Origin of the sequence: Candidatus Devosia phytovorans, assembly GCA_029202405.1 — a bacterium.
In the GTDB taxonomy this organism is placed as follows: domain Bacteria; phylum Pseudomonadota; class Alphaproteobacteria; order Rhizobiales; family Devosiaceae; genus Devosia; species Devosia phytovorans.
Genome location: CP119312.1, coordinates 5,001 through 18,431 on the forward strand (window position 1 = coordinate 5,001; position 13,431 = coordinate 18,431).

The 13,431-nt window shown below is 59.1% G+C and carries 12 protein-coding genes, 1 tRNA gene and 2 rRNA genes (1 of these 15 cut by a window edge); 9 read left to right on the plus strand and 6 right to left on the minus strand.

From position 1 onward, the window contains the following. The 5 genes from P0Y65_00025 to P0Y65_00045 all read left to right on the plus strand — a co-directional run. Positions 1-370: ribosomal RNA gene (locus P0Y65_00025) — 23S ribosomal RNA — on the plus strand; it begins 2,352 nt to the left of the window's first position. A gap of 131 nt (positions 371-501) precedes the next feature. Further along, positions 502-617 (plus strand): 5S ribosomal RNA (gene rrf, locus P0Y65_00030). A 194-nt stretch (positions 618-811) separates the two neighbouring features. Next, the gene (locus P0Y65_00035) at positions 812-2,977 is read left to right on the plus strand and encodes a mechanosensitive ion channel (GenBank protein ID WEK04685.1); all 2,166 of its coding nucleotides are present in this window, start codon (positions 812-814) and stop codon (positions 2,975-2,977) included. 128 nt (positions 2,978-3,105) lie between these two features. Beyond that, complete coding sequence (locus P0Y65_00040; protein WEK04686.1) at positions 3,106-4,311, plus strand: lytic murein transglycosylase; 1,206 nt, start codon at positions 3,106-3,108, stop codon at positions 4,309-4,311. Positions 4,312-4,530: 219 nt separating this feature from the next. Continuing rightward, positions 4,531-5,535, plus strand: a complete 1,005-nt coding sequence (locus P0Y65_00045; GenBank protein ID WEK04687.1) for an alpha/beta hydrolase — start codon at positions 4,531-4,533, stop codon at positions 5,533-5,535. Between the two features lie 164 nt (positions 5,536-5,699). Here the strand turns inward: P0Y65_00045 and P0Y65_00050 are convergent, their stop codons facing one another. The 4 genes from P0Y65_00050 to P0Y65_00065 all read right to left on the minus strand — a co-directional run bounded on the left by P0Y65_00050 (position 5,700) and on the right by P0Y65_00065 (position 8,421). Beyond that, positions 5,700-6,110, minus strand: a complete 411-nt coding sequence (locus P0Y65_00050) for a VOC family protein (GenBank protein ID WEK04688.1) — start codon at positions 6,108-6,110, stop codon at positions 5,700-5,702. A gap of 80 nt (positions 6,111-6,190) precedes the next feature. Then, positions 6,191-6,676 carry a bacterioferritin gene (bfr, locus tag P0Y65_00055; GenBank protein WEK04689.1) on the minus strand — a complete coding sequence of 162 codons (486 nt, stop codon included), beginning with the start codon at positions 6,674-6,676 and terminating at the stop codon, positions 6,191-6,193. Then, positions 6,642-6,953: a (2Fe-2S)-binding protein gene (locus P0Y65_00060; GenBank protein ID WEK04690.1), complete on the minus strand. Its 312-nt coding sequence runs from the start codon at positions 6,951-6,953 to the stop codon at positions 6,642-6,644. The genes bfr and P0Y65_00060 overlap by 35 nt, the downstream gene beginning before the upstream one ends. A gap of 103 nt (positions 6,954-7,056) precedes the next feature. Next, entirely contained in the window at positions 7,057-8,421 is a 1,365-nt protein-coding gene (locus P0Y65_00065; GenBank protein ID WEK04691.1) for a bifunctional diguanylate cyclase/phosphodiesterase, read from the minus strand. A 143-nt stretch (positions 8,422-8,564) separates the two neighbouring features. Between P0Y65_00065 and P0Y65_00070 the strand changes: the two genes are divergently transcribed. Next, a complete protein-coding gene (locus P0Y65_00070; GenBank protein ID WEK04692.1) occupies positions 8,565-9,371 on the plus strand; it encodes an alpha/beta hydrolase in 807 nt (268 codons plus the stop codon). On the opposite strand, the gene P0Y65_00075 is transcribed toward P0Y65_00070, so the two are convergent. Then, positions 9,368-10,060, minus strand: a complete 693-nt coding sequence (locus P0Y65_00075; GenBank protein WEK04693.1) for a DUF599 domain-containing protein — start codon at positions 10,058-10,060, stop codon at positions 9,368-9,370. The genes P0Y65_00070 and P0Y65_00075 overlap by 4 nt on opposite strands. Before the next feature lie 127 nt (positions 10,061-10,187). Continuing rightward, entirely contained in the window at positions 10,188-11,225 is a 1,038-nt protein-coding gene (locus P0Y65_00080) for an aldo/keto reductase (protein ID WEK04694.1), read from the minus strand. A gap of 221 nt (positions 11,226-11,446) precedes the next feature. On the opposite strand from P0Y65_00080, the gene P0Y65_00085 reads away from it, so the two are divergent. The 3 genes from P0Y65_00085 (at position 11,447) to P0Y65_00095 (ending at position 13,417) form a co-directional block, all read left to right on the plus strand. Then, positions 11,447-11,523: transfer RNA gene (locus P0Y65_00085), tRNA-Met, on the plus strand. Between the two features lie 317 nt (positions 11,524-11,840). Further along, complete coding sequence (locus tag P0Y65_00090; protein WEK04695.1) at positions 11,841-12,359, plus strand: hypothetical protein; 519 nt, start codon at positions 11,841-11,843, stop codon at positions 12,357-12,359. A gap of 380 nt (positions 12,360-12,739) precedes the next feature. Further along, on the plus strand, positions 12,740-13,417 hold the full coding sequence (locus tag P0Y65_00095) for a hypothetical protein (GenBank protein WEK04696.1): 678 nt from the start codon (positions 12,740-12,742) through the stop codon (positions 13,415-13,417). Positions 13,418-13,431: the final 14 nt, after the last annotated feature.

The following is a 13,431-nucleotide window of genomic DNA, read 5'->3' on the forward strand; positions in this document are numbered from 1 at the left end:
ATCCTGGGGCTGGAGCAGGTCCCAAGGGTATGGCTGTTCGCCATTTAAAGTGGTACGTGAGCTGGGTTTAGAACGTCGTGAGACAGTTCGGTCCCTATCTGCCGTGGGTGTAGGAATATTGAGAAGAGCTGACCCTAGTACGAGAGGACCGGGTTGGACGAACCTCTGGTGGACCTGTTGTGGCGCCAGCCGCATTGCAGGGTAGCTAAGTTCGGACGGGATAACTGCTGAAAGCATCTAAGCAGGAAGCCTCCTTCAAAACGAGTATTCCCTTGAGAGCCGTGGAAGACCACCACGTCGATAGGCCGGGTGTGGAAGCGCAGCAATGTGTGAAGCTTACCGGTACTAATAGCTCGATTGGCTTGATCGTTCTCATTAATCTATGTCCGCATAGATTGTGAAATGTGCGATCGGTTAGAAATACACCAGACACCCCTCCTTGCATGGGAGAGGCGGTGTCCATAAACAAAAACCAGAATTCACCAACGCGTTTTTCGCTGACCTTGTGGTTCTTGCGAGGAGCCCAAGACCCGATCCCATCCCGAACTCGACCGTCAAATTCCTCCGCGCCAATGGTACTAAGTCTCAAGGCTTGGGAGAGTAGGTCGCTGCAAGGTCTGCCAAAAACGCGTTGTCTCTTTACAATGTCGAAACGAAATCAAAAACCCTCCACTGGAAAACAGTGGAGGGTTTTTGCGTTCCAAAGACCAAATGCTCCGCGGGGTTGGACCTTTCCGCCGCCTCAGCGTATCCACATTCAAAGGGCTTAAATGCCTCGACATGTTCGATGACCTGATTTGCGGATTTCTCCATGCGTTTGTTTGTCCTGCTGCTGTTGCTGCTGATCACTCCCGTCGCGGCTCAGGCTCAATTGCTACCGGAAGCGACGGCGGAAACGACGACAAGCAGCGATGCCAGCATCGACGAATTGGTGCGTATTCTCGAAAATGACGAGACCCGTGCCCTGCTCATCGAGCGCTTGCAGCAGCAGACCGTGGCCGCTGACGCCGCTGCGCCTGTTGAGGAGCCGCTCAATGATCTCAGCATCGTCCGCCAGCTGGCCGAATATACCCGCGCTGCGGCCGAGGGCACCTCGACGACGCTACGCTCACTTGGCGCGATCTTTACCGACCTGCAACATGGGTTGAGCGGCACGCTCAATGCCGATTTCGATGCCTTTCGCGATGTGGCCATTGCGGTGTTTCTCGTCGCCGTGGGTCTCTTCGGCAGTTTCTGGGTGTTGCGCCTGGTGGTGCATGCCATTCACCGGATGATCGCCCGGCGCGTCGAAGGTCGGGGATGGCTATTGCGGATTGCCGGCATGCTGGGAGCGACCGTGATCGATCTCGGCTCGGTGCTCCTGGCCTGGGCAATCGGCTATGTGGTGGCTTTGACCTTTGTGGGTGGTGCAACCGGCCGCATGGGCATCAACCAGTCGCTGCTGCTCAACGCCTTCCTCCTCGTCGAAATGAGCAAGATGGTGGCGCGGGCGCTGCTGGCGCCCCGCTTCGAGGCCTTGCGCATCATCCCGGTCGGCGACAGCAATGCGGCCTATTGGTCGTTCTGGCTGGCGCGGATCATTTCACTGATCGGCTATACCTTCCTCTTCGTCAGTCCTTTGCTGGCCGCCAATCTCTCCGTCGGCTCGGCCTCGGCCGTACAGGTGCTGGTGATGGCGACAGCCGTGACCATCGGCATCATTATCGTGCTGCAGAACAAGGACGATGTGCGCAACTGGCTCTCTGGTATTGCCGAGCGGCGCGGGCATGATGGCACAGGGCAATTGCTGGCGCTACTGGGGCAACACTGGCATCTGATTGCCATCCTCTATCTCGTGGCGCTGCTGGTGGTCTGGTTCGCCAATCCCGAGCAGGCACTGCCCTTCATGCTGGGCGCGACGCTGCAGTCGGTGATCTCCATTCTCGTCGGCATAGTGATCGTCGGTTTCATCTCCCGCTTCGTCAATGCAGGCCTGAGCCTGCCGGCCGATATCAAGCACCGTCTTCCCCTGCTCGAGACACGGCTCAAGGCCTTCGTGCCGACGGTGATGCAGGTGGTGCGCTGGGTGGTGATCCTGGGCGTGCTGCTGGCCAATGCCCAGGTGTGGATGCTGTTCGACTTCGTCGGCTGGATCGGCAGTGATCACGGCCAGCAGGTGGCCGGGTCGGTGATTTCGGCGGTACTGATCGTCCTTGCCTGTATCGTGCTGCATGTCGTGGTGGCGTCCTGGGTCGAGTATCGGCTCAACACCAGCATCGGCAAGACGCCGACGGCGCGCGAGAAGACGCTGCTCGGCCTGTTCAAGAATGCCTTCACCATCGCGCTAGTGGTGTTCGGCCTGATGCTGGCGCTGGCGCAGATCGGGGTCAATATTGCGCCGCTGCTGGCCGGTGCCGGTGTCATCGGTCTCGCCATCGGTTTTGGCGCGCAAAAGCTGGTGCAGGACATTATCACCGGCATTTTCATCCAGTTCGAGAATGTCATGAACGAAGGTGATGTCGTTGAAGCTGCCGGCAAGTCGGGGGTCGTCGAAAAACTCACCATTCGCTCGGTCACCATTCGCGATATGGGCGGTACGGTGCATCTGATCCCGTTTTCCTCGGTGGATCTCGTCTCCAACATGGTGCGCGGCTTTTCCTTCTATGTCGCCGAATTCGACGTCGCCTATGACAGCGATATCGAGGTGGTGAAGCAGATCATGCGCGATGCCTTCCAGGTGGTGATGGAGAGCGAGCACAAGGATGTCATCATCGACGATCTCGACCAGCCGGCGCTGGTCTCCTTCATGCCGGGGCAGATGAAGCTGCGTTCGCGCATCAAGACGCTGGCCGGCAAGCAATGGGGCCCGGGCCGGCTCTATAGTGAGACGGTCAAGCGCATGCTGTTCGAAAAGAACATCATGGGTCCGAGCCAGACGGTGACCTATCGCAATGCCAAGGCTTTGCCGCCTCCGGGAGCCGACGAGGGCGCCGGCTGATCTGGCGCATTCGTGATCACGGGCGCGGTTTGACTTAATCCGATCTTAAGGCGGTCGGTTAAAATAGTGATATGTGCCCGGTAGAGGATCCGGACGCGACCAGCTCAAAGCGTATCACGAGGCCCGCCATGCATTCCTTTACCGCCTTTACTCGCGGCCTGTCCGCCCTGGCCGTGGCCGCTGCACTGAGCGTCAGCGCGATCGCGCCGTCCTATGCCAATAGCGCTGCATTCGTTGCAAGCATCTGGCCCCAGGCAGAAGCGCGCGGCGTCAGCCGCTCCGCATTCGAGCAGGCCTTTGCCGGCTATAGCTTTTCCGCCAAGCTGATGGAGCACACCAAGAGCCAGCCCGAGTTTACCCGCACGGTGCAGGATTATATCGATCGCCGCGTCACCAATGGCCAGGCGCAGAAGGGCCAGTCGATGCGTGCCGAATGGGCGCAGACGCTGGCCGGGGCGCAGCAGCGCTGGGGCGTGCAGCCCGAGGTGGTGCTGGCGATCTGGGGCATGGAAACCAATTACGGTGGCTTCATGGGCGGCGAGCATACGGTGCATGCCCTGGCCACGCTGGTCGAAGGCGGCTATCGCACCGATTTCTTCAAGGGCGAGCTGCTGACGGCGCTGCGCATCATTTCCGATGGGCATGTGAGCGCCAATAACATGACGGGATCCTGGGCCGGCGCCATGGGCCACACCCAGTTCATGCCTTCGAGCTTCATGCGCTATGCCGTCGACTACAATGGCGATGGCCGCAAGGATATCTGGAATTCGGTGCAGGATGCCTTGGGCTCGACCGCCAATTACCTCCATGAGCATGGCTGGCGCAATGGCGAGACCTGGGGCTATGAGGTCAAGCTGCCCAATAGCTTCAACTTCGATGCGGCCCGCGGCATGGACAAGGCGCCGATCAGCCAGTGGCAGGCGATGGGCATTGGCCGGGTCTCCGGCCGGGCCTTTCCGCGCGGCTCCGACATGGCCTCGCTCTATATGCCGGCAGGGGCCTCGGGACCTGTTTTTCTGCTGCTGCCCAATTTCGATGTGATCAAGCGCTACAACAATTCCAATTCCTACGCTCTGGCCGTTGGGCATCTGGCTGATCGCATCATCGGGGGCGGGGGCTTTGCCACGCCCTGGCCCAGTGGCGACTATGCGCTGAGCAAGGCGCAGCGCGCCGAGCTGCAGACGCTGCTGGGTCGCGCTGGGTTTGATGCCGGTTCGCCCGATGGCGTCTTGGGTCCGAAAACCCGTGCCGCGGTCATCGCCTATCAGCAGCGCGCCGGCATTCCTGCAGATGGCTATATCTCGGGTCGTTTGCTCGACCGGCTCAAGCGTTAACCTCTGGTTAACCCTTTGGGTTCACCTTTTACGGGCTTAAGTAGAGGGCAGGTCAGTCTCCATTCATTCGAGGCGCCTGCCCTCGCCCATTTCCAGATTGCAGCAAACGGGCTAGAGAGCCCCAGGCGTTTCAAAGAGTGGTGATCCCGCTCCAACGCCACAATCTATACGGCTTCCTGCGCTAACTCGCGTCCTCCTCCAGCTTCATCAGTCAGATCCATGTCCAGCATCTCCCTGTCCCGTCGTGCCCTGCTCGCAGCCGCCTTTGCCCTTGCATTGGCGCCCCAGGCGCATGCCGTTTCCATCATGGATCCGTTCAACCTGCCGGCGGCCATGGATGGCGGCGGCATCAAGGTGGGCAGCGACATCGTCTATGCCGATGGGCCGCGCCATACGCTCGATGTCTATGCGCCGCAGGAGCGCGGCACGCCGGCGCCCGTCGTGTTCTTCATCTATGGCGGCGGCTGGAGCCGTGGCGAAAAGTATGAATATCAGTTCGTCGGCCAGGCCCTGGCCTCACGCGGCTTTGTCGTGGTGATTGCCGACTACCGGCTCTATCCCAGCGTGGTCTATCCCGACTTTCTTTATGACAGCGCAGCGGCTTTGGGCTGGGTCGAAGACAATATCGCCTCCTACGGTGGTGATCCCAATCGTCTGTTCCTCGCCGGTCATTCGGCGGGTGCCTACAATGCTGTGATGCTGGGGCTCGACCCGTCCTTCATGCGCGAATTCGGCGTCAACCTCTCCATCCTGGGCGTGGCAGCACTGTCGGGGCCGTTCGATTTCTATCCCTTCGAATATAATGAAGTCCGCGACGTCTTCGGCAAGGCGCCCAATCCGCAAGGCACGCAGCCGATCAACCTGGTCACGCCCGATTCCCCGCCGATGTATCTGGCCAGCGGCACCACGGACCCGATCGTGCGCGTGCAGAATACCGAACGCTTCGCCCAGAAGCTCAAGGACAACGGCATCTGGGTGACAACCAAATATTACGACGGCTTCGGCCATATGGAGCCGGTGCTGGCGATGGGCGCCATGTGGCGCTGGCGCATGCCGGTGCTCGATGACATGGTAGCGTTCTTCCAGATGTTCGGCGCCTTCCCCAGCGGGGTGCCCTATGTCGCCGTAGCGCCCGATGCGCCCGAGCAACTGCCCGAGTCGATCGCCCCGATGGAGCAGATCGTCGAGCAGATGAACGCCATGTTCCAGCCTATCGAGAACTAGGCAGCGTGCCCAAAGGGCAAAATCGCTCCAGTGGAGCGATTTTAGCTGGCTAGGCCATGAGGGCTACGCCCGAATGGCACGAAGTTGCCGCACATGCACAGAGCGCAACGCCCTCGTGGTTCGAGGCTCGTGAAGAACTCGCACCTCACCATGAGGGCGTGGCACTATCTCGCCTCAATCTCCACCGACTCCGCGCTCCGCCGGCTCGCTCCGTGAAACACCGCCTCGATGTTGTTTCCATCCGGATCCAGCACGAAGGCGCCGTAATAGCCGGGGTGGTAGTCGCGTTCGCCCGGAGCGCCATTGTCCCGACCGCCAGCTGACAGGGCTGCGGCATGGAAGGCGTCTACCATGGCGCGGTCCCTGGCCTGGAAGGCGAGATGGACATGGCTGGGCGTGCTGCCGGCATCGGCGGTGCTGACATAGAGTTCGTCGAGCTGGAACCAGTCCTCGCCGCTCTGTTCGATCGTCAGGCCGAGCGCTGCCAGCGAAGTCTCGTAGAAGTGCCGCGTTGCCGGAAAGTCTGTGGTGCGCAGGTGGATATGGTCGATCAAACGTCCGACATGCCAGGCCATGGTCTTCCTCCAGTCTCCAGCCAAAACAAAACCGCCCGGAACTGAGTTCCGGGCGGTTTTGCGATAATCGGTAGCGCGGCTTATTCGGCTTCGTCGGCCGATGCCGAATTGAGCTGGCCGTATTTTTCGACGCCGATCTTGTCGAGCAGTTCGAGCTGGGTTTCAAGGAAGTCGATATGACCTTCCTCGTCGGCCAGCAGGGCTTCGAACAGGTTCTTGGAGACATAGTCGCCAAGCTGTTCGCAGAGCTCGCGGCTGGCCTTGTAGGCAGCGCGGGCGTCATATTCGCCGGCCAGGTCGGCCTCGAGAACTTCCTTAATGGTCTGGCCGATTCGCAGCGGCGCCACGCGCTGCAGGTTCGGATGGCCTTCGAGGAAAATAATGCGCTCGATCAGACGGTCGGCGTGATGCATTTCTTCAATGGATTCAGCGCGTTCCTTGTTGGCCAGCTTTTTGTAGCCCCAATCGTCCAGGAGACGAAAGTGAACCCAATACTGGTTGACTGCGCCGAGTTCAAGAAAAAGGGCTTCGTTAAGCCGCTCGATGACTTGTGCTTCGCCTTTCACGACGGACTCCACTCTGTTGCTTTTTAAGCTTGTCTAACCCAGAGGGAAGCGAAACGACTTCGCCGGTCTCCAGGGCTTGCTGCGAGTGGTAGTTTTCTGTGACGCGGACAATAATGTCCACCACATTCGGCACGCAACCGCTGCATTTGGCGCGGCGATTCAGCTCACTATAGACCTTGGCGGGGACCACGAGCTGCCAGGGATCAGCCTTCAGCAGATCGAGAACGATGTCCTCGATTTCCCTCGAAGTGATCATGTTGCATTGGCAGACGAGCATGGCTTGCGACGGTCAGATAGGTGGCTTGCTGGCCCGCATAAAGCGACTCGATTAGGTGAATGTCAATGTCAGAATTTGTGCACTGCTGTAGATCATGCGGTGCTTAGCTTTGGTGCTGTCTGGAGTCGAGCCATTGCAACAGCTTGTCGGCCGGCATCGGTCGGGCCATGTGGTATCCTTGGCCCTCTTCGACCCCAAGGCTTGCAAGATGCCCATAGGCATATTCGGTTTCGATGCCCTCGGCACAGATGCGGAAACCGAGGCCCTTGGCCATGGTGACGATATGGCGAAGCAGGAAGTCGTCATCCTCGGCGCCCATTAGCGGGCGCACAAAGCTTTGATCGATCTTGAGCACGTCAGCCGGAATACGGGAGAGGTAAATCAGGTTGGAATAGCCAGAACCGAAATCGTCCAGCGCAACCTCGACCCCGGTCTTGCGCAGGCGGTTGAGTTGCTGCACTGCGCGTTTTGGATTGGCCGCCAGTGTACCCTCGGTGAATTCGAGTTCGACATGTTCGGGCGAGAGGTCGTTGGCTTCCAGCCGGCTCAGGAGCAGGTCGTCAAAGCCGGCTTCGGACAGGTTTGCCGGTGCAGTGTTGATCGACATCTTCAGGTCGTAGCCGGCGTTGCGTAACAGGCGGCCCTGGCGCAGCGCCTTATCCATGACCCAGTCGGTAAGGGGAGCCATGAGGGCGGTCTGTTCGACGAGTGGAATGAATTCGCCCGGGGCGATTGGGCCCAGCTGGGGGTGTGTCCAGCGCAGCAGTGCCTCGACGCCGGTACAGATGCCGTCGCATAGCCGGACACGGGGTTGGAAATGCAGGCTCAACTGGTCTTCAGCCGCCAGGGCTTCGGGTAGGCCGGCGAGCATGCGGAAGGCCCGCAGGTTGGCCGCGTCAGTCCGATGATCGTAGAAATTGTAACCCGTGTCGCCGTTCCTGCTGTCCTGAGCGGAGACCAGTGCGGCGCGCAGGGATTCCGTCGGTCCGCGGCTGAGGTCAAGCGGAAGCAGGCCCACGCCGACCCTCGTGTTGATCGGGATATTGTCGACAAGCATCGAGCTGGCGAAGGCGGCGGCCACATGGGCGACGAGGTCAGGCGCACGGGTCAGGTCGTCCACCGGGACGGCCGTGACGAAGCTCAAGACGCCGACATGGAAAATTTCGGCGCCCGGGGGCAACAGATCGCCGATCATTCTGGCGCCGGCGCGCACAAAATTCTCGACAAAGGCAATGCCCAGTGCGCGCTGCATTTCGTTGTAGTGTCGGGCGTCGGCCAGAGATACCAGAACCAGCATGGCGGGTCGGCCGCAGCCTGCAAGCAGATCGAAACAGTTGATGAACTGAAGTCGATTTGGCAAATGCGTGATGTGATCATATTGCCCGAGCAGAGCCATCAATTGTGGCGATGGACTGGTCGCCCAGGTCTGCGTGGTGTCGATCAATTTGAGCTGGGCCTTCTGGCTCATGCCGATTGTTCCTAAGTCTTCCGGTGATCGCAATTTCTTCTGCGACTTCTTAAGTTGACATGAATTTTCCTTTATATTCGGTACTTTAGCTAAACCAAATTGGTCCGGACTACGTATCTATTCCGGACGAGTTCGGAGCGCCCATGCCTATCTCTCTTCTTGGAATGTTCAATGCCATCAGCCCCGGAGACGGTCGTTCCCAAAAATTGGCACAGGGCGTGCCCTATGGGCCGGGCGGGCGGCACAAGCTTGACATCTATGCGCCGACCAAGACCGAGACAGCGCTGCCGGTGATCTTTTTCGTCTATGGCGGATCGTGGAATGATGGCGACCGGCGCAACTATGATTTTGCTGGCAGGGCGCTGGCGGCGCTGGGCTATGTCACCGTTATCGCCGACTATCGCCTGCTGCCCGAGGTGGAATATCCCGCCTTTCTCGACGACTGCAGTCTGGCCTTCGCCTGGGTTGTCGACAATATTGCCAGACATGGCGGCGACTATACCCGCATGGCGCTGATGGGGCATTCGGCTGGCGCCTATAACGCATTGATGCTTGGCCTGAGCCCGGATCATCTGGCGCGACGCGGCTTGATGGCCAATGTGCGCTGCATGGTTGGGCTGTCAGGCCCCTATGATTTCTTCCCGTTCGATGGACGCATTTCGCTGCGCACTTTTGGTGCCGTGCGCGAGCCGCGCGTCAGCCAGCCGATCAATCTCGTCACCTCGGCGGCACCACCGACACTCTTGGCCACGGGTGGCCGGGACAATCTGGTGCTGCCGCGGAACAGCGTGGCCCTGGCCGCCAAGCTGCGCCATGTCGGGGTCGATGTCAGCGAGCTGCATTATCCCCGGCTCGGGCATGCGGGGCCGCTGCTGGCCCTCAGCCGCCCCTTGCGCTTTCTGGCGCCCGTACTTGATGACGTGGCAGCGTTTTTGAAGCGCTATCTTTAGAGCGCGCGTTCCTTGTCGCGACGGGCCGCGATGACGGCGGCCGAGGCTGCAGTGCGGTGCGACGACGAGAAGAATTCGCGATGCGCCAGGATCAGGATGGTGGCGAGGCATGCCGCGATCGGCAGCCATTCGTGGATGAACCAGGCGACATTGGCGACCGAGAAATAATAGGCGCGGATGCCGCTGTTGAAGTTCTTGGCGCCCAGCGCATTCATGCGCGTGATGGCGTTGATCTCCTCTTCCGATGTCGGCGCGCTATGATCGATAGCGCCGAGCATGATGCAGAAGTGATTGAACTGGCGAAGGGAGAGGGTGAAGGCAAAAAAGGCCAGCACGAACATGGTCAGCATGACCACCAGATGCAGTTGCACATCCAGCGTCGTATAGGTGCGATCGAGCGACAGCGAGTTCAACGCATCCATCAGGGCCGGTACCTGGCCGAAGACGGCAAACACCGCGAGGATCAGCAGCACCGCCGTCGAGGCGAGGAAGCTGACCGAGCCCATGATATTGCCCGAGAGGATTGCATCGAAGGGCGATTCCCGCAGGGAGGCATTGGCGACCCAGCGCCGCCGCTGCATGTTCATTATCACTGATAAGGATGGCCGTAGCTTTTCGATCTGCGGCACGATCACATTGTAGGCGACGTAGCAGACCAGCGGAAGAATGGTTGAAATCAGCGCAGTCACACTCGTCCCCGAATCTACAGCCCATCTTTCACCGTTATAGCCGCTTGGTGACGCTCGATGCTAACAGTCTGCTAGCCAATTCGATCGGAATGCGACACCGGATCAAGACCCAGGTGACGCTTCCCCGTCAGATCGGGCGAGGGTGGCGGCGGTGGATAGCGTCGATCTCGGCCAGCAGTTCGGCAGGAAGTTCGAGGTCCGCTGCAGCCAGGACATTGGCCAGTTGATCGGTGCTGGTGGCGCCGATGATGACCGAGGTCATGAAGGGGCGGGTGAGGGCAAAGGCGATCGCCATCTGGGCGATATCCAGGTCGTAACGCTTTGCCAGTGCCAGATATTCCTTGCCAGCGGCTTCGGAATACTGGTTCAGCCGCCAGAAGCTTTTCTGGTAGTCGGCCCGGCTGCCCTTGGGCATCTGGCCATCGAAATACTTGCCGGTCATCAGCCCGCCAGCCAGCGCCGAATAGGCCAGCAGGCCGACATTCTCGTGATGGCTCAGTTCGGCCAGGTCATGGTCGAAATGGCGCTTCAGCAGGCTATATTCATTCTGCACGGAAACGAGGCGTGGCAGACCTTTAGCCTCGGCAATCCGCAGCCACTGGGCCATGCCCCAGGTGGTCTCATTGGAAACGCCGACATGGCGCAGCTTGCCTTCCTTCACCAAGGCGTCGAGGGTCTGCAGCATGTCCTCGATATTGTCGAGCACATCGGACGTGTCCTGCTTTTCCGGGCTAAAGTCCCAGTAGCCCTCAAAATTATAGCTGCCGCGCCCGGCCCAGTGGATCTGGTAGAGGTCGATATAATCGGTCTGCAGGCGCTTCAAACTAGCCTCGAAGGCTTCGCGCAAGGTCTTGCCGCTGGTGCGCGTTCCGTTGCGGATGAAATCCACTGGCCCACCAGCCACCTTTGAGGCCAGGATCCATTGATCGCGCTTGCCGGTGTTCTTGAACCAGCTGCCGATGATTTCTTCAGTCCGGCCAGAGGTTTGCGGGCTGCGCGGCACGGCATAGATCTCGGCCGTATCCATGAAGTTCACGCCGGCCTCGAGCGCCATGTCGATCTGCGCATGGCCTTCCGCCTCGGTGTTCTGGCTGCCCCAGGTCATGGTGCCCAGGCACAGTTCGGTGACGAGGGTATCGGTGCGGCCAAGCGGCTTTTTCTTCATATCGATTTCTCGGAAGCTGGGATCTGGGGCGGCGCCACCGTAGCGCAAGTCATTGAAAATGCCAGTATTCCTGCCAGAAAAAATGGCGCCGTCAAAAAAGCGTCATGCAAAGCGGTTTTGGGGTTGAGCTATCCGCCTGTACCCCCTATATACCCCTCACGTCGCGACCAACGGTCGTGATCGATGACAACCCACCCGGCATTGTTATCAAACATCCTTGTCGCGGGATGGAGCAGCCCGGTAGCTCGTCAGGCTCATAACCTGAAGGTCGCAGGTTCAAATCCTGCTCCCGCAACCAAAAAAGCCCAGTGAACTCAAAGAGTTCGCTGGGCTTTTCCTTTTGGGGTGAACCTTGCCTTAGTCGTTGATCGTCACCGGGTCGTCACCACGGGCGGACGTGCGGCGCAGTCGATTGTCCCCACCATAGTGAACGCCTAATCTAGGTCCGTTGGCAGAATGTCGAATGCTAGTAGCGCCTTGTTAGAGGCGAGAGTGAGCCTCGTCTGGTTCGCGCCCCATTCCGGCCGTCCCCGATCGTTTTCCGGAAGCTAAAAGCGGACACTCGCCCTGCATGGGCGGGTCGGCAATTTCGCCAGCAGACGACGGGGCCCGAACTTGGTTGCTTATGGTCACAAGAACTTCGAGTTGAACGCATCAATTGCCATCCGGGATGTGTACCGCCTGTTTTTGGTTTTCAGTGGAGACCAGCAGCTTTTTGAACTGGCGCCTACGCCGGATGATCCACTCCGACTAATGCGCGACAGTCATTTCGCCGATGAGATTATTCATTTGTTGGTTGGCACCGCGGTCGCCAATCGCGTTCACGCAGAACATATGAACCCGCTGCGAAACGATCCCTCGGAGCCGATGCACCAGCCTATTACCCTGCGGTGCGGTTCGCTCCAGCCAGACGTCCTCAATAGCGGCCAAGAGATCCCGCTGACTTTTGAGCAAGCCTGCAACAAGATAATCCATGCGATGCATATTGTGCCGGATTGTGGAAACCCGGCTGAAAATCCGCTGACCAGCGAGGTTAAACTGCGAGGCCACCTGGGAAAGTCAGCGTGGTCCGCGCACCTCAACATCCCCCAGTATGTGCGAGCATCGATCCTGAACTTTCGCGACCGCATGTGATTGTGTATGCCACTATTGACCGCCAAGCGCCCCATTCCAGCCATTGAGCGAGTTTTTGCGCGTTTCCAAAAGCGGATATTAGGCGCCCATCCAACTCACTCGGCGGGACCTATGTGGACTGCATGCAATGCGGATCCACTCACCCTGTATGAAGTGCTGCGAGTTGATCTCGGACTAAGGTCGGAAATAGGTTTAGGATCAATGCCTGGTTCACTGCTCATTACCGTTACCTGGCATATTCCCAGCCATGATCCTTGCCAAACTGTTAGGGAACTCCAAATTAAGGAAACCCGTTCAATCATCAATCGATCATTGATCGGACCTTGTTCCGGGTCTAATCCGGCGTTACACCATGGCTATGTAGCCTAGGAGTTGAAACCATGCCGAAAGCCAAATGGCGATTTCTGGATATGGTAAAGCAGGACTTGCTCGCAGGAAAGCGGACAGGACCCGCAGCCATGATCTTGGCAGATCGAATAGAGGCTGCTGCCGCCGTATCGGATGTCGCTTCGCTCCATGAAGTCAATGCTGAACTTACCGCTTTGATTGACAAGTTGCTTCCGCACGTCCCCGCGCAGGTGTTAGCCGTTTTGCGAGATGGCGATATGGTGATGGAAGCGCCCTTGTTGTGGGCCTATGAGCTTGGCCAGCTGGGTTTTGCTCAGTCTATAGCTGCGCGAGCGGCTGACCGTCGCGCGCCGATGCAGGTTCAGCATGCCTTCGAGAACCCGCGCTACGTGCCGTATATCGACGCTCTATATCGCTCAGACAAGACAGGTATCGAACTGTCCGACGCCGTCAGCCAGACCACTGAAAACGTTAGCCGCGTGCTAATCGATCTTCGTGGTCTCGGACTTAGTGACTTCAGGCAGGAGGGGACGCGGCGCATCAATTTTCTGACCTCCATGGCACGGGCAGCTTACCGTGACGTCGGGGAGCAGCGTCGCAAAATTCGTCTGGAGGGTATGACCCCAGCGGGCAGAGAGAGGCTGGAAGAAAAGAGAGAGGAGCTGCCAGAACACATGCAGCACGCTCCAACTTTCGCTTCTATCCAATGAACGAGGCCGGCGAA

Coding starts and splice junctions, on each gene's coding strand:
- P0Y65_00095 (WEK04696.1), top strand. CDS start 12,740: ATGCCGAAAGCCAAATGGCGATTTCTGGATATGGTAAAGCAGGACTTG.
- P0Y65_00045 (WEK04687.1), top strand. CDS start 4,531: ATGTCCAGCATCTCCCTGTCCCGTCGTGCCCTGCTCGCAGCCGCCTTT.
- P0Y65_00060 (WEK04690.1), bottom strand. CDS start 6,953: ATGCTCGTCTGCCAATGCAACATGATCACTTCGAGGGAAATCGAGGAC.
- P0Y65_00050 (WEK04688.1), bottom strand. CDS start 6,110: ATGGCCTGGCATGTCGGACGTTTGATCGACCATATCCACCTGCGCACC.
- P0Y65_00035 (WEK04685.1), top strand. CDS start 812: ATGCGTTTGTTTGTCCTGCTGCTGTTGCTGCTGATCACTCCCGTCGCG.
- P0Y65_00040 (WEK04686.1), top strand. CDS start 3,106: ATGCATTCCTTTACCGCCTTTACTCGCGGCCTGTCCGCCCTGGCCGTG.
- P0Y65_00080 (WEK04694.1), bottom strand. CDS start 11,225: ATGAAGAAAAAGCCGCTTGGCCGCACCGATACCCTCGTCACCGAACTG.
- P0Y65_00070 (WEK04692.1), top strand. CDS start 8,565: ATGCCTATCTCTCTTCTTGGAATGTTCAATGCCATCAGCCCCGGAGAC.
- P0Y65_00065 (WEK04691.1), bottom strand. CDS start 8,421: ATGAGCCAGAAGGCCCAGCTCAAATTGATCGACACCACGCAGACCTGG.